Annotated in this window: 20 protein-coding genes; 10 read left to right on the top strand and 10 right to left on the bottom strand. The window is 57.3% G+C overall.

Going from position 1 to position 20,328, the window contains the following annotated elements:
- Positions 1-43: 43 nt before the first annotated feature.
- Positions 44-2,686 (top strand): bifunctional lysylphosphatidylglycerol flippase/synthetase MprF, encoded by a 2,643-nt coding sequence (mprF, locus tag V6L79_RS08720; RefSeq protein WP_261741204.1) that lies wholly within the window; start codon positions 44-46, stop codon positions 2,684-2,686.
- Positions 2,686-3,966 carry a virulence factor family protein gene (locus V6L79_RS08715; RefSeq protein ID WP_261741203.1) on the top strand — a complete coding sequence of 427 codons (1,281 nt, stop codon included), beginning with the start codon at positions 2,686-2,688 and terminating at the stop codon, positions 3,964-3,966. The genes mprF and V6L79_RS08715 overlap by 1 nt, the downstream gene beginning before the upstream one ends.
- A gap of 152 nt (positions 3,967-4,118) precedes the next feature.
- On the opposite strand, the gene V6L79_RS08710 is transcribed toward V6L79_RS08715, so the two are convergent.
- Positions 4,119-6,020 carry a potassium transporter Kup gene (locus tag V6L79_RS08710; protein ID WP_261741202.1) on the bottom strand — a complete coding sequence of 634 codons (1,902 nt, stop codon included), beginning with the start codon at positions 6,018-6,020 and terminating at the stop codon, positions 4,119-4,121.
- 342 nt (positions 6,021-6,362) lie between these two features.
- Here V6L79_RS08710 and rimO point away from each other — a divergent pair, with 342 nt between their 5' ends.
- The 5 genes from rimO to tsaA all read left to right on the top strand — a co-directional run bounded on the left by rimO (position 6,363) and on the right by tsaA (position 10,424).
- Positions 6,363-7,700 carry a 30S ribosomal protein S12 methylthiotransferase RimO gene (gene rimO, locus V6L79_RS08705; protein WP_261741201.1) on the top strand — a complete coding sequence of 446 codons (1,338 nt, stop codon included), beginning with the start codon at positions 6,363-6,365 and terminating at the stop codon, positions 7,698-7,700.
- Between the two features lie 105 nt (positions 7,701-7,805).
- Entirely contained in the window at positions 7,806-8,270 is a 465-nt protein-coding gene (locus V6L79_RS08700; RefSeq protein WP_261741200.1) for a GNAT family N-acetyltransferase, read from the top strand.
- Positions 8,271-8,341: 71 nt separating this feature from the next.
- Positions 8,342-9,052 (top strand): rRNA pseudouridine synthase, encoded by a 711-nt coding sequence (locus V6L79_RS08695; RefSeq protein ID WP_261741199.1) that lies wholly within the window; start codon positions 8,342-8,344, stop codon positions 9,050-9,052.
- Between the two features lie 76 nt (positions 9,053-9,128).
- A complete protein-coding gene (locus tag V6L79_RS08690; protein WP_261741198.1) occupies positions 9,129-9,590 on the top strand; it encodes a DUF1456 family protein in 462 nt (153 codons plus the stop codon).
- 138 nt (positions 9,591-9,728) lie between these two features.
- Positions 9,729-10,424, top strand: a complete 696-nt coding sequence (tsaA, locus tag V6L79_RS08685) for a tRNA (N6-threonylcarbamoyladenosine(37)-N6)-methyltransferase TrmO (RefSeq protein WP_261741197.1) — start codon at positions 9,729-9,731, stop codon at positions 10,422-10,424.
- Between the two features lie 119 nt (positions 10,425-10,543).
- Here the strand turns inward: tsaA and fpr are convergent, their stop codons facing one another.
- Complete coding sequence (gene fpr, locus V6L79_RS08680; protein ID WP_003443014.1) at positions 10,544-11,323, bottom strand: ferredoxin-NADP reductase; 780 nt, start codon at positions 11,321-11,323, stop codon at positions 10,544-10,546.
- Between the two features lie 117 nt (positions 11,324-11,440).
- Here fpr and V6L79_RS08675 point away from each other — a divergent pair, with 117 nt between their 5' ends.
- Positions 11,441-12,367 carry a LysR family transcriptional regulator gene (locus V6L79_RS08675; RefSeq protein ID WP_095029105.1) on the top strand — a complete coding sequence of 309 codons (927 nt, stop codon included), beginning with the start codon at positions 11,441-11,443 and terminating at the stop codon, positions 12,365-12,367.
- On the opposite strand, the gene V6L79_RS08670 is transcribed toward V6L79_RS08675, so the two are convergent.
- The 3 genes from V6L79_RS08670 to V6L79_RS08660 all read right to left on the bottom strand — a co-directional run bounded on the left by V6L79_RS08670 (position 12,364) and on the right by V6L79_RS08660 (position 14,511).
- A complete protein-coding gene (locus V6L79_RS08670) occupies positions 12,364-12,726 on the bottom strand; it encodes a diacylglycerol kinase (RefSeq protein ID WP_261741196.1) in 363 nt (120 codons plus the stop codon). The two genes, V6L79_RS08675 and V6L79_RS08670, sit on opposite strands and share 4 nt — an antisense overlap.
- 75 nt (positions 12,727-12,801) lie before the next feature.
- Entirely contained in the window at positions 12,802-13,452 is a 651-nt protein-coding gene (gene erdR, locus V6L79_RS08665; RefSeq protein ID WP_261741195.1) for a response regulator transcription factor ErdR, read from the bottom strand.
- Between the two features lie 303 nt (positions 13,453-13,755).
- Positions 13,756-14,511, bottom strand: coding sequence for a tRNA-uridine aminocarboxypropyltransferase (locus V6L79_RS08660; RefSeq protein WP_321836605.1), 756 nt, complete (start codon positions 14,509-14,511; stop codon positions 13,756-13,758).
- Positions 14,512-14,756: 245 nt separating this feature from the next.
- Here V6L79_RS08660 and V6L79_RS08655 point away from each other — a divergent pair, with 245 nt between their 5' ends.
- Complete coding sequence (locus V6L79_RS08655; RefSeq protein ID WP_261741193.1) at positions 14,757-15,167, top strand: quorum-sensing-regulated virulence factor family protein; 411 nt, start codon at positions 14,757-14,759, stop codon at positions 15,165-15,167.
- Between the two features lie 231 nt (positions 15,168-15,398).
- A complete protein-coding gene (locus V6L79_RS08650) occupies positions 15,399-16,511 on the top strand; it encodes a TIGR00730 family Rossman fold protein (RefSeq protein ID WP_338580090.1) in 1,113 nt (370 codons plus the stop codon).
- A gap of 138 nt (positions 16,512-16,649) precedes the next feature.
- On the opposite strand, the gene recX is transcribed toward V6L79_RS08650, so the two are convergent.
- From recX to V6L79_RS08625, 5 genes are all read right to left on the bottom strand, one after another.
- Entirely contained in the window at positions 16,650-17,117 is a 468-nt protein-coding gene (recX, locus tag V6L79_RS08645) for a recombination regulator RecX (RefSeq protein ID WP_261741191.1), read from the bottom strand.
- A gap of 8 nt (positions 17,118-17,125) precedes the next feature.
- Entirely contained in the window at positions 17,126-18,232 is a 1,107-nt protein-coding gene (gene recA, locus V6L79_RS08640) for a recombinase RecA (RefSeq protein WP_261741190.1), read from the bottom strand.
- Between the two features lie 83 nt (positions 18,233-18,315).
- Positions 18,316-18,816, bottom strand: a complete 501-nt coding sequence (locus V6L79_RS08635) for a CinA family protein (RefSeq protein ID WP_321835923.1) — start codon at positions 18,814-18,816, stop codon at positions 18,316-18,318.
- A 54-nt stretch (positions 18,817-18,870) separates the two neighbouring features.
- Positions 18,871-19,215: a phage holin family protein gene (locus V6L79_RS08630; RefSeq protein ID WP_261741188.1), complete on the bottom strand. Its 345-nt coding sequence runs from the start codon at positions 19,213-19,215 to the stop codon at positions 18,871-18,873.
- A gap of 297 nt (positions 19,216-19,512) precedes the next feature.
- Entirely contained in the window at positions 19,513-20,247 is a 735-nt protein-coding gene (locus tag V6L79_RS08625; protein ID WP_261741187.1) for an XRE family transcriptional regulator, read from the bottom strand.
- Between the last annotated feature and the right edge of the window lie 81 nt (positions 20,248-20,328).

Below are 20,328 nucleotides of genomic sequence, written 5' to 3'. Positions count from 1 at the left end.
GCCTATGCCTCCATCCTATCGCGCACGATCCACGAGGTGATTGATGCCCGATAACTCGCCAGAACTTAAAGAAGCCGTTACAGCAGCCCACCCGATTGCCGCGACCCGTTTGCGCTGGCTGGATTTGCTGAGCAAGTATCGCCAACCCATTGGCCTCGCACTCACTCTTCTGCTGTTTGCGATAGCGCTGATTGCTTGTCGCCACCTGCTCAGCGAACTTGACCTGTACGCTCTGCACGACTCGATTCTGGAAGTCCCCAAGCCCGCCCTCCTCGGCGCCGTGGCTGCAACTGCAGTGGGCTTCCTGATTCTGCTCGGCTATGAGTGGTCCGCCAGCCGTTATGCAGGGGTCAAGCTGCCACCTAAAACCTTGGCCCTGGGTGGTTTCACGGCCTTTGCCATTGGCAATGCCATCGGTTTGTCGCTGCTCTCCGGCGGCTCAGTGCGCTATCGCCTGTATGCACGTCATGGCGTCGGCGCATCCGAAGTCGCCCATATGTCGCTGTTCGCCAGCCTGTCGCTGGGCTGTGCCCTACCGCCCCTGGCCGCACTGGCGACGCTGAGCAATTTGCCCGCTGCTTCTGCCGCCCTGCATATCCCTGCCTATATATTGGGGGCGATAGCTTTTGCGGTTCTGGCACTGTTTGCCTTGTTGGCGCTGGGTATTTATCGCCGACGCCTGCCCGAGCAACCTATCCCGGACAACCTGCTGGTCAAGGCCGGACGTCGTACATTGCGCCTGCCAAGCCCGCGCCTGACGTTCCTGCAACTGGTAATTACTGCGCTGGACGTTGCCGCCGCGGCCACCGTGCTGTACTTACTATTGCCCGAAGCACCGCCTTTCGGCGCATTTATGCTGGTGTACCTGCTGGCACTGGCTGCCGGCGTGCTCAGCCATGTGCCTGGCGGGGTCGGGGTTTTTGAAGCGATCTTGCTGGCAGCCTTTGCCGACAAGCTCGGCGCGGCCCCCCTGGCTGCCGCGCTGCTGCTGTATCGCATGATCTATGTGATCCTGCCGCTCCTGATCGCCTGCCTGATGTTGCTGATGAACGAAGCTCAGCGCCTGATTCACACCCGGCAAAGCCTGCGGGTTGCCTCAGGCCTGGCGGCTCCGGTGCTGGCGATTCTGGTGTTTATGTCCGGCGTGGTGTTGCTGTTTTCCGGCGCCACACCCGAGATCGACACACGCCTTGAACACATCGGCTTTCTGATCCCTCATCGCCTGATTGATGCCTCGCACTTTGGCGCCAGCCTGGTCGGCGTGCTTTGCTTGCTATTGGCACAAGGCCTGCGTCGACGCCTGTCAGCCGCCTGGATGCTGACCACGATCTTGCTGCTGGTCGGCGCAGTGCTTTCCCTGCTGAAAGGCTTTGACTGGGAGGAAGCCACGGTCCTGGTGCTGACCGCCAGCCTGCTGGGCTTGTTCCGCCGCTCGTTCTACCGCCCGAGCCGCCTGACCGAGCTGCCGTTTTCGCCGCTGTATCTGGTGGCCAGCGTTTGCGTACTAGGCGCTTCGATCTGGCTGCTGCTGTTCGCTTATCAGGACGTTCCTTACAGCCATCAACTGTGGTGGCAGTTTACCCTCGACTCTGATGCCCCACGGGGTCTGCGCTCGTTGCTGGGTGCAGCAGTGCTGCTGGTAGTCGTCTCGCTGACCTGGCTGTTGCGCACCGCACGTCCGGTGATCCACCTGCCCGATGCCGCCGAGCTGGAAAAAGCCGGAAAAATCATCCTCGCCTCCGACCAACCCGATGGCGGCCTGGCGCTGACCGGCGACAAGGCCCTGCTGTTCCACCCGGATGACAATGCCTTCCTGATGTACGCCCGTAGAGGGCGCAGCCTGGTGGCGCTATACGATCCGATCGGGCCGGCGCAACAGCGTGCCGAGTTGATCTGGCAGTTTCGCGACCTGTGCGACACCGTCCATGCCCGCCCCGTGTTCTATCAGGTACGCGCCGAGAACCTGCCGTTCTATATGGACATCGGCCTGACCGCGATCAAGCTCGGCGAAGAAGCCAGGGTCGACTTGCACCGCTTTGATCTCGAAGCCAAAGGCAAAGAGATGAAAGACCTGCGTTACACCTGGAACCGTGGCACCCGTGACGGCCTGTCACTGGAGATCCACGAGCCGGGTGAAGCTCCGATGGATGAGCTGAAGGTCATTTCGGATGCCTGGCTTACCGGCAAGAATGTGCGTGAAAAAGGCTTCTCGCTGGGACGCTTCAGCGAGGAATACATCAAGCACTTTCGCGTGGCGATTATTCGCTTTGAAGGCAAACCGGTGGCCTTCGCCAACCTGCTTGAGACTCACAGCCACGAGCTGTCGAGCCTCGACCTGATGCGCGCCCACCCCGATGCCCCAAAGCTGACCATGGAGTTCATGATGGTCGGCCTGATTCAGCATTATAAAAAGCATGGATACGCACGTTTCAGCCTGGGGATGGTACCTCTGTCCGGCTTGCAACCGCGTCGTGGCGCACCCTTGACCCAGCGTTTGGGGTCGATGTTGTTCCAGCGCGGCGAGCACCTGTACAACTTCCAGGGTTTGCGTCGCTTTAAAGACAAATTCCAGCCCGACTGGGAACCTCGTTATATGGCCGTGCCCGCCGGACTTGATCCGCTGGTCGCGCTGGCTGATACCGCCGCCCTGATTGCAGGCGGCTTGACTGGATTGGTGAAACGTTAATGAAACATCGTTCCTGGCGGTTTTTGTTGCTTGCCTTGATAGTTCTGGTCGCGCTTGCAGCAGGCGGCTATTGGTTCTGGAATCGCCCTGCGCCAGAACCTGTGATCGAACACCTGAACCAGGCTGATGGTTCGACACTGACCAAAGTCACTCCCGGTCAAAAGGCCCAGGCTCAGGTAGTGATCGCCACTCCCGCCGAAGAAGCGCTAAACGACAAGCAATTATTGGCCTTGAGCCGTGGTGGCAAAGCGCAATTGGTGCAAGTGATCCTGCCCAAGGACGATTGCACGCTGCAGCAGCAAGCGCTGCAAACCGCGCTGCAACAACTCAAGGGCCCGGCGACATTGGTCAGCGGTATCGGCCCTGGAGCTACCTTGGCCTGGCGCTGGCTGGCTGAGCAAACCAACGACAAGGCCAAGGCTGTGTCGGTAGGTTTCAAGCTTGAAGAACCCGGCTGCGCCCTGCCCGTCCCAAAAGCGGCTGCCCACGGTAGCTGGCTGGTCGCTTGGAACGATAACCCTGACGATCCTAGTGCTGCTTTCGTACGTGATCAGCCTAACGCTCAGACCAGCATCAGCGACTACGACATTCACTACCCGCAGGTACTGAGCAACGAGTTGCGCAAAATCCTGGTGGGCGATGAAAACGGCGGCCTGAGCATGCCGGTGGTTGAAGTCCCTGCTGGCCAGCAGAACAGCACCGTGACCCTGTTCCTGTCCGGTGACGGCGGCTGGCGTGACCTGGATCGCGACGTGGCCGGTGAAATGGCCAAGATCGGCTATCCGGTCGTCGGCATCGACATGCTGCGTTACTACTGGCAGCACAAGACCCCCGAACAAAGCGCCACCGACCTGACCGAGCTGATGCAGCACTACCGTCAGAAATGGGGCACCCAGCGTTTTGTACTGGTCGGCTACTCGTTTGGTGCAGACGTACTGCCTGCCACCTACAACCGCTTGCCGGAAGCCGAGCAAAAGCGGGTCGACGCGATCATGTTGCTGGCTTTTGCCCGCAGTGGCAGCTTTGAGATCCACGTCGATGGCTGGCTCGGCAAAGCTGGCGCAGAGGCTGATACCGGTGAAGAAATGTCCAAGCTGCCCGCCAGCAAAGTGGTGTGCATCTATGGCGCAGAAGAGGTCGATGAAAGTGGCTGTACCGCCAAGACAGCCGTCGGCGAAAGCCTGAAGCTGCCCGGCGGGCACCACTTCGATGAAAACTATCCGGCCCTGGCCCAGCGCCTGGTGGACCTGATCAAGAAGCATCAGGCCACTGCCGAGTAAGCAGTACCCTCACCCCACCCCTCTCCCGGAAGGCGAGGGGTGGGGGGATATTTCAGAATCCCTGCAGCCTGATGGTACTGAGTTGAATCCTGCATCAACTCGGTCAGTCCCCTCTCCCTCCGGGAGAGGGTTAGGGGCCTTTGCCAGCGACCCTACATTTCGACCTGAGTACCCAGCTCAATCACCCGATTGACCGGCAGCTTGAAGAACCGCAGGTTGCCGTTGGCGTTCTTGAGCATGAAGGCGAACAACCCTTCGCGCCAGCGCGCCATACCTACCAGCTTGGAGGCGATCACCGTTTCCCGACTGAGGAAATAAGTGGTGCGCATCGGACTGAAATCCAGATCATCCAGATGGCACAACTTCAACGCCTCAGGAACATCCGGCTCATCCATAAAGCCGAAGTGCAGGATCACCCGGAAGAACCCGTCACCATAGGCATCCACCTCAAAACGCCGCGAGGTGGGCACCCGGGGTGAGTCTTCGTTGACCACAGTGAGCAACACCACCTGCTCGTGCAACACCTGGTTATGCAGCAGGTTGTGCAACAGGGCATGGGGCACGGCGTCCGGACGAGCTGTCAGGAACACCGCAGTACCCTGTACGCGATGCGGCGGCTGTACTCGAATGCTGCTGATAAACAGCGGCAGCGGCAACGCGTTTTCATCAAGTCGGTCCACCAGCAGCTGCTTGCCGCGCCGCCAGGTGGTCATCAGGATAAACAGCACGATCCCCGCCAATACCGGGAATGCCCCGCCCTGAAAGATTTTCGGGACGTTGGCAATAAAGAACAGCCCGTCTACCAGCAGAAAGCCGATCAATACCGGCACAGCCAGAACAGGCGGCCATTTCCACAGCAGTAACATGACCGCCGACACCAGAATGCTGGTAATCAGCATGGTCCCGGTTACTGCTACCCCGTAGGCAGAAGCCAGGGCACCCGAGGACTCAAAGCCCAGCACCAGCAAAATAACCCCGACCATCAGCGACCAGTTCACCGCACCAATGTAAATCTGCCCCTGCTCGGCGCTGGAGGTGTGCTGGATATGCATACGCGGGATGTAACCGAGCTGGATCGCCTGATGGGTCAGGGAGAAAGCCCCTGAAATCACCGCTTGGGAAGCAATCACCGTCGCCAGCGTGGCCAGTCCCACCAAAGGAATCAGCGCCCAGGCGGGGGCCAGCAGGTAGAACGGGTTACGGGCCGCGTCCGGGTTTTCCAACAGCAAGGCGCCCTGACCGAAGTAGTTAAGCACCAGCGCTGGCAAGACCAAGATGAACCAGGCCCGGGCAATCGGCTTGCGCCCAAAGTGCCCCATGTCGGCATACAGCGCCTCAGCACCCGTCAACGCCAGCACTACGGCGCCCAAAATGGCCACGCCCATACCCGGATGAGAAACAAAGAAACGCACGCCCCACACCGGGTTCAACGCATTGAGCACTTCCGGGTGCTGCATGATGCCGTTGACTCCCAGCCCCCCCAGCACCACAAACCACACCACCATGACCGGCCCGAACAGCTTGCCGATACTGGCCGTACCATGGCGTTGAATCAAAAACAGCAGGACCAGCACAATCAAGGCCAACGGCACGACCCAACGTTCCAGCCCATCAAATGCCAGCTCAAGCCCTTCCACGGCCGACAGCACCGAGATCGCCGGGGTGATCATGCTGTCGCCATAAAACAGCGCAGCCCCGATCAATCCCAGAATCACCAGTACCGAACGCAGCCTGGGATAGGGCGAAGCGGCCCGGCGCGCCAACGCAGTCAGGGCCATGATTCCGCCCTCGCCTTCGTTGTCGGCGCGCAGAATAAACAGCACGTACTTGATCGAGACCACCCAGATCAACGACCACAGGATCAGTGCCAAAATACCGAACACACCATCATGGTTGACTTGCACCCCATACCCACCGGAAAACACCTCTTTAAGGGTGTACAGGGGGCTAGTACCGATATCGCCATACACCACACCGACCGCTGCAACCAGCATCCCTATCGGCTTGGCCTTTGAGTGACCGTCTTCTGCCGCCTGACTACTTGCCTGCCCCATCAACCACCCCTACGACCATGGACCGCGTTTCTTAATGGTTTGCGCTACATTTGATCAGCAGCATGCGCTGATTTTCTGACTCTGGCCCTCGAAATATGGGTGATTAAAAACCCTATTTTCGCGACGGCGCGCAGCATAGCGCAGCACTCGTCGTAAATCCCCGTATAACGCTGGTCAAGTGCGTTGACCATAGCTAAAATTGCGCACTTTTTTTGATCAGAGGCGCACAAGAGTCTGTTACCGCTTGGTTGATAACCTCAACAAAGCGCCAACAGACCCAAAGCGCCCGCTCGTCGTGCAGCCTTTACGGGCATGTAACGTCACTACATACCGAGGTTCGCCATGTCCACCGTTACCACGCCAGCCGCCCCAAAGGTCGGCTTCGTCTCCTTGGGTTGCCCAAAAGCTCTGGTCGACTCCGAGCGCATCCTTACGCAGCTGCGTATGGAAGGCTACGACGTCGTCTCCACCTACCAGGACGCTGACGTCGTGGTAGTCAACACCTGCGGCTTCATCGACAGCGCCAAAGCGGAATCGCTGGAAGTGATTGGTGAAGCTATCAAGGAAAACGGCAAGGTCATCGTGACTGGCTGCATGGGCGTGGAAGAAAGCGCCATCCGCAAGGTTCACCCGAGCGTGCTCGCCGTCACCGGCCCGCAGCAGTATGAGCAAGTGGTCAACGCCGTTCACGATGCCGTACCGCCTAACTTGAACCACAACCCGCTGATCGATCTGGTGCCACCACAAGGCGTCAAGCTGACACCGCGTCACTATGCGTACCTGAAGATATCCGAAGGCTGTAACCATAGCTGCAGCTTCTGCATCATCCCGTCGATGCGCGGCAAGCTGGTCAGCCGTCCGGTTGGCGACGTCCTCGACGAGGCTCAGCGCCTGGTCAAGGCTGGCGTGAAAGAGCTGCTGGTTATCTCTCAGGACACCAGCGCCTACGGCGTTGACGTGAAGTACCGCACCGGCTTCTGGAACGGCGCGCCGGTCAAGACCCGCATGACTGAACTGTGCGAAGCCCTGAGTTCGCTGGGCGTATGGGTGCGTCTGCATTACGTCTACCCGTACCCACACGTTGACGAGCTGATCCCGTTGATGGCGGCCGGCAAGATCCTGCCGTACCTGGACATCCCGTTCCAGCACGCCAGCCCGAAAGTGCTCAAGGCCATGAAACGCCCGGCGTTTGAAGACAAGACCCTGGCCCGAATCAAGAACTGGCGCGTTATCTGCCCGGACCTGATCATCCGTTCGACCTTTATCGTCGGCTTCCCGGGCGAAACTGAAGAAGACTTCCAGTACCTGCTCGACTGGCTGACCGAAGCACAGCTCGATCGCGTGGGTTGCTTCCAGTACTCACCAGTCGAAGGCGCACCCGCCAACCTGCTGGACGCGGCCATCGTGCCGGACGACGTCAAGCAGGATCGCTGGGACCGCTTCATGGCCCATCAACAGGCCATCAGCGCCGCACGCCTGCAGATGAAAATCGGCAAGGAAATCGAAGTCCTGATCGACGAAGTCGACGAGCAAGGCGCTGTTGGCCGCTGCTTCTTCGACGCTCCGGAAATCGACGGCAACGTGTTTATCGCCACCGAGCAAGACATCAAGCCGGGTGACAAGATCATGTGCCGCGTCACCGACGCCGACGAGTATGACTTGTGGGCTGAAGTGATCTAAACCGCGACAGCCTCGCAAAAAAGCCCTGCCGCCTTCGCGTCAGGGCTTTTTTTACGACTATTGTTAGCCCATCGCTTCCATCATCAGTGTCAGGAGACACACACGATGCAACAACACTGGGTCGTCCATACGCCACGCCTTGCGGACTTCGAAGAACTCACCAACGTTTGGGAAGCATCGGTACGCGCCACCCATGATTTTTTGCCCGACAGCTATATCCATCTGCTGCGCGCCCTGGTCAAAGACCAATACCTGGACGCCGTGATGCTGATTTGCTGCAAGGACCCGACCAGCAAACGCATCTGCGGCTTTGCCGGCATAGCGGCAGGCAAGGTTGAAATGCTGTTTATCCACCCTGATTACCGAGGACAAGGCATTGGCAAGGTCCTGCTCAGGTTCGCTATCGACGAACTGAACGCCGAACGGCTCGACGTCAATGAGCAGAACCCGCAAGCCATTGGTTTTTACCTCAAACAGGGTTTTGAGGTGATTGGACGCGGCGAAAAAGACGGCCTGGGGCAGCCTTATCCACTGCTGCACCTGCGGTATAAACGCCCAGCACGCGCATAAGGCAAATGTTGCCGGGCTTAACCGGCGCCAGGCGGGTACAATAGCCGCCCAATTCCTTTACGGCCCCTGTCATGTCTGAACCGATACGTCTCTCCAAACGCCTCATCGAACTCGTCGGCTGCTCCCGCCGTGAGGCCGAACTGTTCATTGAAGGTGGCTGGGTCACGGTAGATGGCGAAGTCATCGACGAGCCGCAATTCAAGGTCGACAACCAAAAAGTCGAGCTGGACCCTGAAGCCAAGGCCACCGCGCCCGAACCTGTGACCATTTTGCTGAACGCCCCGGCGGGCCTTGATGCCGATAGCGCCATGGCGTTGATCGGCCCGGATTCTCTGAGCGATGAGCACCGTTTCGGCAAACGCCCGCTCAAAGGGCACTTCCTGCGCCTGAGCATGGGCAACGAACTGCAGGCCAACGCCAGCGGTCTGCTGGTGTTCACCCAGGACTGGAAAATCGTGCGCAAGCTGACTGCCGATGCTAACAAGATCGAGCAGGAATACGTGGTTGAAGTCTCTGGCGAGATGGCACCCCACGGCTTGAACCGTCTCAATCACGGTATGACCTACAAGGGTCGCGAGCTGCCTGCGGTCAAAGCCAGCTGGCAGAGTGAAAACCGCCTACGCTTTGCGATGAAGAATCCGCAGCCGGGCGTTATTGCACTGTTCTGTCAGGCCGTCGGCCTTACCGTTATCTCGATCCGCCGTATTCGTATTGGCGGTGTGTCGATGGGCAAGCTGCCCGTTGGCCAATGGCGCTACATGAGCGCCAAAGAAAAGTTCTAAAAACAGAACTACCCCGCACATTTAGACACCGCAGCAATGCCTGCGGTGCTCACTGCTGAATATCAGGATTGCCCACATGATTCATAACGACGTACTGCGCAGCGTGCGCTACATGCTCGACATCAGCGACAACAAGGTTGTCGAAATCATCAAGCTTGGTGGCCTGGACGTGACCAAGGAAGACGTTCTGACCTACCTGAAAAAAGATGAAGAAGAAGGTTTTGTCCGTTGCCCGGACGAAGTGATGGCGCACTTCCTTGATGGCCTGGTGGTCTTCAAGCGTGGCAAGGACGAAAGCCGTGCGCCGATGCCTGTTGAACTGCCGGTGACCAACAACATCATCCTGAAAAAACTGCGTGTAGCCTTCGAACTCAAGGAAGACGACATGCACGCCATCCTCAAGGCAGCCGGTTTTCCGGTGTCCAAGCCTGAGCTAAGCGCCTTGTTCCGCAAATTCGGCCACACCAACTACCGCACCTGTGGCGACCAGTTGCTGCGCAACTTCCTGAAGGGTCTGACCCTGCGCGTTCGCGACTGAGTTACCGTTGCACTGACAAAGCCTTTGTAGCCGCTGCCGCAGGCTGCGACAAGATCTGAAAGATCTTCAAGGCCTTATAGACAGGTGCCGCTGCGCTGCCCATCGCAGCTTGCGGCAGCGGCTACAAGGTTTCCGTAAATGTCCTACACCGTCTCTCCCATCGGCTTTGTGCGCTCCTGTTTCAAGGAGAAATTCGCCATCCCGCGCCAGCCACAACTGGCCCCGGCTGCCCGTGGCGTGCTGGAACTGGTCGCGCCATTCGATCAGGGCGATGCGGTGCAAGGTCTGGAGCAGGTTAGCCATGTCTGGTTGCTGTTTGTGTTCCACCAGGCGCTGGAAGACAAACCCCGCCTCAAGGTGCGTCCACCGCGCCTGGGTGGCAACAAGTCCATGGGGGTGTTTGCCACCCGTGCGACCCATCGCCCGAATGGCATCGGCCAGTCCGTGGTCAAGCTGGACAAGGTTGAAGCCAATCGCCTGTGGATTTCCGGAATCGACCTACTCGACGGCACGCCGATTCTCGATATCAAGCCGTATGTGCCTTACGCAGACATCATCACCGAAGCCAGCAATGGCATGGCCAGTGCTGCACCGGTATTGATTCCTGTGCACTGGGCTGACACCGCCCTACAACAGGCACATACACAAGCCATGCGCCTCCAGGAGCCGCTGGTGGAGCTGATCGAGCAGTGCCTGGCGCAAGACCCGCGCCCAGCCTACCAAACGCCTACAGCCGAACGAGAGTACGGCGCACAGTTCTGGGATCTGGACGTGCGCTGGCATTACCCCGAGCCTGGCGTGATCCGTGTGCTGGAAGTGATTCCCAAGAAGTAACCTGAAACGCAATGTGGGAGCGAGCCTGCTCGCGATTGTGAAGTGCCAGTCACTGTAAAGGTGACTGACAGACCGTAATCGCGAGCAGGCTTGCTCCCACATTTTTTGATCCGCGTTTGTTACTTCTCGACGAAGGCACGCTCGATCAGGTAATCACCCGGCTCACGCATCCGCGGCGAAACTTTCAGACCGAAGCTGTTAAGCACTTCGCTGGTTTCGTCGAGCATGCTCGGGCTGCCGCACAACATGGCGCGGTCGTCCTGCGGGTTGATCGGTGGCAGACCGATGTCGCTGAACAGCTTGCCGCTGCGCATCAGGTCGGTCAGACGGCCTTCGTTTTCGAATGGCTCGCGGGTAACAGTTGGGTAGTAGATCAGCTTGTCACGCAGCGCTTCGCCGAAAAACTCGTTCTGCGGCAGGTGTTCGGTAATGAATTCACGGTAAGCGACTTCATTGACGTAACGCACGCCGTGGCACAGGATCACTTTTTCGAAACGCTCGTAGGTTTCCGGATCCTGGATCACGCTCATAAATGGCGCCAAGCCAGTACCGGTGCTGAGCAGGTACAGATGTTTGCCCGGCTTCAAGTCGTCCAGCACCAGCGTACCCGTAGGCTTTTTGCTGATGATGATCTCGTCGCCTTCTTTCAAGTGCTGCAACTGGGAGGTCAGCGGGCCGTCCGGCACCTTGATGCTGAAGAACTCCAGATGCTCTTCCCAGTTAGGGCTGGCGATCGAGTAGGCACGCATAAGCGGACGGCCATTGGGCTGTTGCAGGCCGATCATCACGAACTGACCGTTCTCGAAGCGCAAGCCCGGGTCACGGGTGCACTTGAAGCTGAACAGGGTGTCGTTCCAGTGATGAACACTGAGGACACGTTCGTGGTTCATGTTGCTCATGTACGGGGCTCCTAAATTCGCCTGCGCTGACTATGGGCGCGATTGCACAGCATTCTAATGGCGGCGACAATATCTGTTAACTGAATTATCAAGATAAGGGTTATCGGTTATATAGATATGCGATTTACTCTCAGACAACTCCAGGTGTTCGTTGCCGTCGCCCAACAAGAGAGCGTGTCTCGCGCTGCTGGCTTGTTGGCCCTTTCACAATCTGCTGCCAGTACTTCGATTACCGAACTGGAGCGCCAAACCAGCTGCCAACTGTTCGACCGTGCGGGCAAGCGTTTGAGCCTCAATGCACTGGGTCGCCAACTGCTGCCACAGGCCGTCGCCCTGCTCGATCAGGCCAAGGAAATCGAAGACCTGCTCAACGGCAAGTCCGGCTTTGGCTCATTGACCGTGGGTGCGACTCTGACCATCGGCAATTATCTGGCGACCCTTCTGATCGGCAGTTTTATGCAGGCGCACCCTGAAAGCCAGGTCAAGCTGGTGGTGCAAAATACAGCGCATATCGTGCAACAAGTCGCCCACTACGAAATTGATCTAGGTCTAATCGAAGGCGATTGCGCTCACCCGGACATCGAAGTGCAGAGCTGGGTCGAGGATGAACTGGTAGTGTTTTGCGCCCCGCAGCATCCGTTGGCCGCTCGGGGCCACGCGACACTGGAGGAGTTGACCCGCGAAGCGTGGATCTTGCGCGAGCAAGGCTCGGGCACCCGCCTGACGTTCGACCAGGCCATGCGCCATCACCAAACGGCACTCAATATTCGTCTGGAGCTGGAACACACCGAAGCGATCAAACGCGCCGTGGAGTCGGGCCTTGGTATTGGCTGCATCTCACGCCTGGCGTTGCGCGACGCCTTTCGACGCGGCAGCTTGGTAGCCGTGGAAACCCCCGAGCTGGATCTGGCCCGGCAGTTTTACTTTATCTGGCATAAAAAGAAGTATCAGACATCCGCCATGCGCGAATTTCTGGAACTGTGCCGCGCCTTCACCGCAGGGGTTCAGCGCAGCGACGAGATCGTATTGCCGACGATCGCTTAAAGCAGAATGACCGCCCACACCACGGCAATCATGGTCAGCACCACAAACTGGGCGGCGCTGCCCATGTCCTTGGCGTTTTTCGACAATGGGTGCAGGTCGAGGGAGATGCGGTCAACCACCGCCTCAATCGCCGAGTTCAACAATTCGACAATCAATGCCAACAGGCATACTGCAATCAGTAATGCGCGCTCTACTCGGCTGACATTCAGAAAAAAGCTCAGCGGGATCAAGATCACGTTTAGCAGCACCAACTGCCGAAAAGCGGCCTCGCCAGTAAAGGCTGCACGCAAACCGTCCAGCGAGTAACCGCCAGCATTCAAAATCCGTTTAAATCCGGTTTTACCCTTGAAAGGCGACATAGATAGGCAACTGCATAAAAAAAGAGAGGGGAACGCTAGTTCACGCTTCGTCAAAAAAGCGTGAAGACTGGCAGGTTAATGGCTCGAAATTGATTCAAGTTGCTGCAAGAGTAACGCGGCCTGGGTTCGTGTGCGAACCCCCAGTTTGCGGAAGATGGCCGTAACGTGAGCCTTGATGGTCGCCTCGGAAACACTCAGTTCGTACGCGATCTGCTTGTTCAACAGACCTTCGCAGACCATGGTCAACACCCGGAACTGCTGAGGCGTGAGGCTGGCCAGGCCTTCGCTTGCCGCCTTGGCCTCAGCCGAAACCTGAACCTCTTCAAAGGCCTGAGGCGGCCAGCTGACATCGCCATCGAGCACCGCACGAACGGCCTTTTGAATCTCGTCCAGCGAGCTGGATTTAGGGATAAACCCACTGGCGCCGAACTCGCGCGAACGCACCATGATCGACGCTTCTTCCTGGGCCGACACCATCACCACCGGAATTTGCGGGTACTGACCACGCAGCAACACCAGCCCGGAAAAACCGTAAGCACCCGGCATGTTCAAGTCGAGCAGTACCAGATCCCAATCAGCCTTGATCGCCAGCTGTTTTTCAAGCTCGGCGATACTGGCGACCTCAACCAGGCGAACATCAGAACCCAGCCCAAGGCTGACAGCCTGGTGCAGCGCACTGCGAAACAGCGGATGGTCGTCGGCAATCAGGATTTCGTATGTGGCCATTTTTTAAATGATCCTGTTTTTCAGGCGAGCCCTGATGAATTCCAGCACTCGCTAAGGCAACTCGAGCAATAGCTCAAAGACTGTGGGTCAAAGGGCGCGATTTACGCTAAACGTCGGCAAATATAAGTGTTTTAACAGCAGCAGCTGCCGAATCGGCGCCAAGCATGCCCAGCGAAACGGGGAGGGTCAAGTTGAAAACCTGACACCTGGGTCCACGCAGAAGCCATCACAACGCCATCGTCCAAAAACGAACAATGACGCTCGCTTACATCTGTCCGAAAATTGTAGCGCTACTTCTTTAGTCTATTGAGCCCGATTCCGGGGAAGGTCTTTTACAAAAACACCCAGTTCCTGATGTGCCACGCTGGCTTCATTCATCGGCAACTGATTTTTCGCGTCCAAATAATGCTGACTGAACACGTCGAAATAGGCATCCAGCGCACTTGAGGCCTCGGTATCGCCCGCAAGTTCGAGGCATAAACTCGCCACTTCCGCGGTACACAGGTGCTCACTGCGTGTGGAACGGCGCAAGCGGTAGCGCGAAAGTCTCTCCGGCAGCAGGCTCAAAATCGGCAAGGCATCGAAGTACGGACTTTTGCGGAAGATCTTGCGCGCTTCAGTCCAGGTTGCGTCGAGCAGGATAAACAGCGGCCGCTTGCTGCTGTCGATCTCCACGGTGTGGGTTACCCGTTCAGGCTCAACGTACTCGCCGGGAAATACCAGGTATGGCTGCCACTGCGGGTCGGACAACAACGCCAGCAGAGCATCGTCGGTTTCAGTTCTCGACCAGATAAAGGCAAAGTTGTCGCTTATTACGTCAGCAATCAACCAGCCTGTATTGCTGGGCTTGAATACTTCCTTTTTAGTCATGACCAAGCATACACCCGAGCGCGCACTGACCTTGGGTCGCCAGTTGCACAGGCAGTGGCTTTCAATCACACGGCAGGTATGACAACGCGGAGCTCGTGAGCCGCGCGCCAAATAGGGCTTGGTGCTCTCCTCTTCACGCTCGTCTCGCAAACGGGCTACAGCATTCGGGGAAAAGGTCGTCAGGGTCATGGATTTTTACTTAAAGGCGCCAACCGTCTATTCGCCAAGGTTGGCGCACGCACGGATTCACAAGAGAAAGGCGCCAAGTTTAACAGAGGTGCGAATCCATGACCTTTGGCATTTCCTGCCAGGTCATGCTGACCTATACTCCCGCGCCACTGAACGCACAGATATGTGGTCGGTCTAAACCTGCGTCACTGAACGCATAGATACGTGGCCGGTCCAACCTGCGTCACTGAAATCAGGAGAGTTTCATGCTGCGCCATATCATTCCGACCGTCGCTCTTATGCTTGCACTGCCTCTGGCCGCACAAGCCGCTTCTCTCAAGGATTTTGAGCTGAACAAAAACCTGCTCAAGGTTGCCGAGAAAAGCAACGAAGGCAAACCGCGGGCAATCAATGCGGACCTTTTGGATAAAGGCTTTACGGTAGACGGCACTGTTCTGATCAACAACCTGGAAGCCAGCCCGACATTGGCCGCCCAGATGCGCTCCAACCCCGAAGAAACTGTGCCGCAACTTGGTCGCAGCGTGTGCAGCAACGCAGGTTTCCGCACCCTGATGGCTCAAGGGGCGACGTTGCGCTACAGCTTCAAGGAATACAAGACCAACAACCCGGTCCTGATCCAGGATTTCCGAGCCGAGAACTGCCAGCGCAAAAAGTAACATCCCTTGCCACGCCGTACCCCGTACGGCGTATAAGCCCCACCATCGGGCTCAGCCCGCACGCCTCCCTACCCTGCTCCCTTTCGCTAAACTTCATGTATGTCAGGCAATTAGCTATTGCCAGCCAAGACATCGCAGGACCATCATCAAACCATCATGGTTGACACTCTGTGTCTCAGCGCCCGCCTGTAGTGCGGCGCTTTCAAGGATGTTGTGCAGAAGGAGAAGTACATGCCTGATCAATCCAATGACACCCTGACGCTGCACTTTCAGGAACAGGGCCTGGATCTTGCTCATGAAGTGGACGAGCAGTTGCAACGAGTCGCACCCAATAGCCCGAACCGGGCGCTTTACCGCGAGATGTTACTGACCGTATTGCGCATGGCCCACGACGACTTTGATCGCTGGAATGCCAAAATCACCCTGCAAGCCATCCGTGAACTCGAGAAAACCTTTCGGACACTGGAGCAGTTCAAGGGGCGACGCAAAGTTACGGTATTCGGCTCGGCAAGAACCCCGGTCGAACACCCACTGTATGCACTGGCCCGCGAAATGGGTGCCGTCCTGGCAAAATCAGACATGATGGTTATCACCGGCGGAGGTGCCGGCATCATGGCCGCAGCCCACGAGGGTGCAGGCCTGGATCACAGCCTGGGGTTCAACATCACCCTGCCATTTGAACAACGGGCCAACCCGACCATCAACGGCACTGCCAATGTGCTGGCATTCCATTTCTTCTTTACCCGCAAACTGTTTTTTACCAAAGAAGCAGATGCCCTGGTGATGTGCCCGGGAGGCTTTGGCACGCTGGATGAAGTGCTGGAGGTGCTGACCCTGATGCAAACAGGCAAAACGCCGTTGGTACCGGTGGTTTTACTGGACGTGCCTGGCGGGTCATTTTGGCAGGGTGCGCTGGACTTCATACATAACCAGCTGGAAGCCAACCAGTACATTCTTCCCAACGATTTGAAGCTGATGCGCCTGGTGTACAGCGCCGAAGAGGCCCTTGCTGAAATCAATCAGTTCTACAACAACTTCCACTCAAGCCGCTGGCTGAACAAAACCTTCGTGATCCGCATGAAACGGCCTGTCAGTGTTTTAGCCCTTAAGGAGATACAGCAGAATTTTGCCGATATCTGCCTCAGCAATGGTTTCCAGCAACAGGGGTACTGCGGTTTTGAGCATGATGACCCCAAGCTTAACCACCTTACCTGCCTGAGTTTTGCATTCAGCGGCCGCAATCAGGGACGGTTACGTGAGTTGGTCAACTTTATCAACCAGCCACAGAACTGGGCTGCAATAGATAATGTGACTACGCCAGTACAGCGTATATCGGTTGAATGAGAACCAATGTAGCCGCTGCCGCAGGCTGCGATAAGACCCGCAGGGCCTTTAAAGGAAGGGGCCGCTACGCAGCCCATCGCAGCCTCGTACCTCGACAGCGGCTACAGAAGGTTGCGTAAGAGCCGCCAGTTTGCGCTTTCAGTCATCAAACTCTCGGCCGCTCAACAAGCGGCCGATCATTTCAAGCGGATACCCCCGATAACTCAAGAAGCGCCCTTGGCGAGCACGTTCCTTTGCATCTGCAGGTAACTGACCGGAAAACTTGCGACGCCAGGTGTCTTCCAACTGCTCTTGCCAGTTGAAACCACATTCGCGCAATGCTTCTTCTATATCCCCACGCGCCAAGCCACGCTGGCCAAGCTCTTCGCGAATACGCAAAGGGCCATAACCGGAACCGGCACGGTAGTTGATATAGCTTTCGAGATAGCGCGACTCCGACAACAATCCCTCTTCCGTTAGACGGTCAAGGGCTGCGTCGATCATGTCGGGGCAAGCCCCACGCTGACGCAATTTGCGCGTCAGCTCGACTCGACCGTGCTCGCGTCGCGCGAGCAGGTCCATTGCAGTCCGTCGCACCGCGACGGGGGTATCCAGGACGGCGATCATGATGTCTATCAGTTATCGCTGTCGGTAGCGTTTTCCATTTCTTCGGCTTCAGCCAGTGCAGCAGCTTCCTTGGCAGCCTTGCTCAGTTTTGGCATAACTTTGATTTCTGCCATCTCAGCGTCGGTCTTTGGCCCCAGCAACTTCTCACGCAACTGCTTTTCCAGCGCGTCCTTGATGTCCGGATTGTCGTCCAGAAACTTGGCGGAGTTGGCCTTGCCCTGACCGATTTTGCTGCCGTTGTAGCTATACCAGGCGCCGGCTTTTTCGACGAAGCCATGCAACACGCCCAAGTCGATCATCTCACCATTCAGGTAGATGCCCTTGCCGTACAAGATCTGGAACTCAGCCTGACGGAACGGCGGTGCCACCTTGTTCTTGACCACTTTAACGCGGGTTTCGCTACCCACTACCACGTCGCCTTCTTTCACCGCGCCGGTGCGGCGAATATCCAGACGTACCGAGGCGTAGAACTTCAGTGCGTTACCACCGGTTGTAGTTTCCGGGCTACCAAACATCACGCCGATCTTCATACGGATCTGGTTGATAAAGATAACCAGGCAGTTGGCGTTCTTGATGTTACCGGTGATTTTACGCAGCGCTTGCGACATCAGACGGGCTTGCAAGCCAACGTGGGTGTCACCCATGTCGCCTTCGATTTCAGCTTTTGGGGTCAGTGCAGCTACGGAGTCGATGATGATCACGTCAACCGCGTTGGAACGCACCAGCATGTCGGTGATTTCCAGTGCCTGCTCGCCGGTGTCCGGCTGGGAAACCAGCAGGTCGTCGACGTTTACACCCAGTTTGGCTGCATATTCAGGGTCCAGGGCGTGCTCGGCATCGACGAAGGCGCAGGTTGCACCGACCTTTTGCGCTTGTGCAATCACGGACAGGGTAAGTGTGGTTTTACCCGAAGACTCTGGACCGTAGATTTCAACAATACGGCCTTTTGGCAGACCGCCAATGCCCAGTGCGATATCCAGACCCAGCGAACCGGTAGAGATCGCCGGAACAGCCTGACGCTCCTGGTCGCCCATCAGCATCACGGCACCCTTGCCGAATTGACGTTCGATCTGACCCAGGGCCGCAGCCAAGGCTTTCTTCTTGTTGTCGTCCATTAAAGTCCTCTCGTAATCAATAAGGCCCGACGGCCGATAACTGTATAAGTAGCCAGTATTATTCCACAGGGTTAGAGGATCGCCTACCCCTGATTTTTTATTTCTCGTACCGTTCGGCGTATTAAGCCTTCCAGGGCAGCAATCACCGTTTGCTGGCGGACCTCATCGCGGTTGCCCGGAAAGTGTCTGCGCTCGGTCGATACTTCGTCACCAGCCCCCCACGCCAGCCAGACGGTGCCAACCGGCTTCTCTGGTGAGCCGCCGCCCGGCCCGGCCACGCCACTCACCGCAACGGCAAATCGCGCCCCACTCTGCGCTTGAGCACCGTGCACCATGGCTTCAACCACCTCGCGGCTGACGGCCCCCACTTGAGTGAACAAAGACTCAGGAACATCCAGCTGCCTGGTTTTTTGCTGGTTGGAGTAGGTCACAAAGCCCGCCTCAAACCAGGCGGAGCTGCCGGCAATGCGGGTGATGGCCTCTGCAATGCCGCCTCCGGTGCAAGACTCGGCGGTCGTCACCTGGGCATTAAGAGCCTGTAACAGCAGCCCAAGTTCAGCCGCAAGTTGAGATATTTGATCCACGATCCTCTCCTGATGGGCGGTTCTGCGCCATAACCTACACCAAAAAAGCGCCTGCTACGGCTCGATCCGCGAGTCGCCAGGCGAACCGTCGACTCCAAGCCGCTTCGCAGCCCAACGCTGATACAGGCTGATGGCCGCATCTGCACCGGCCAACGCGGTCAGGCAACCCAATGCACCGGCCGACAGGATGGACATCCCGGCTGAGTAAAGCAGCATGAAGGTCGATACGCCGCACACCATGCAGGCTCCCGAACGCAGTGCAAGGCGCCGCATCAGTGGCCATCCGCTAGCGCCATCTTTGTCCGCCCGCCACATCTCACCAAAAATGCCGCCCACCAGGGCAAGAAGGATGACCAGTAAAACCGGCATTTCCAGCAAAGCCTGCGGTTCATTCATCATGTCATCACTCCTATGTCCTTATTGATAAGCGCCAATTTCCGGCCCGACTGTAACGTCACACCCCTGCCCGAGATCCATCGTTGGTCGTCATGCAACAAAGACTATGCATGTATGGATATACAGTCAATGCACCAGTGCATATATTTATTCAGGCGATTGCAGCAAGTCGGCCAAGGCCAGCAAATACAGTGAGAATTGTCTTCTTAATGGCTAAAAAAACTGCCATGGGAACGAGCCTGCTCGCGAAGACTTGTTCGCGAGCAGGTTCGCTCCCACAGTATTTTCAGAAACTAACGGCTAGCGGGCGTACATGCCCCACCAGAACACATGACCAAGGATGACCAACTGTTCATCCTCAAGATCGTTGTAGGCGTAGTCCTCATCCGGGAACTCATCACGATTGAAGCTGCGCAAGCGAATGCCGCCTGCCAGGCGATACAACTGTTTCACCCGCAACTGGCCATTGTGATTGACCGCATACAGATCACCATCGATGACCTCATCAAGCGTGCGCTTGCCGGCATTGACCCCAACCGTTGCACCATCGCGCAACACCGGCAGCATGCTGTCACCACGAACCGTCACGCACTTGGCCTGATCGAACTCCACGCCGTTGTGGCGCAAGCTGCGCTTGCCGAAACGCAGCTTGGCGCGCTCGCTCTCTTCAATGGCAAAGCGCCCGGAACCGGCCGCCAGTTCAACCTGACGCAAGAATGGAATGGATACTTCATCATCCGCCACCGGAGTGTCGTCATCCCACAGGCAAATGTCACGCAGCTCAGGGTGACGCAGCTCGGGTTCAGACACTGCAGGCGTGTGGATATCGCCCCGGCCACGCAAGCGATCCGTACTGATGTTGAAATACTCGGCGATCCTGGAGATTTGTCTGTCGGAAGGGTCGACAATTTTACCGCTCAAAATGCGCGAGAGTGTGGACTGCGGCACCCCTGTGCTCCGGTGCAGCGCCATGGCGCTGATCTGGTGGTGGGCAAGCAGTTCCTTGAGGACGGTTGAAACAGTTCGTTTGGACATGAGAGCAATAGTGCTGAGCGTGTTTATCGAAGGCAAATCCTATTTCTTCTATTTATAGCTGCGTGTCAGCGCACCCCGAGC

Origin of the sequence: Pseudomonas sp. ML2-2023-6, from assembly GCF_037055265.1 — a bacterium.
Classification (GTDB): Bacteria; Pseudomonadota; Gammaproteobacteria; order Pseudomonadales; family Pseudomonadaceae; genus Aquipseudomonas; species Aquipseudomonas kulmbachensis.
Note: the sequence above shows the minus strand (reverse complement) of the source record. Positions and strands in the feature narration are given on the sequence as shown.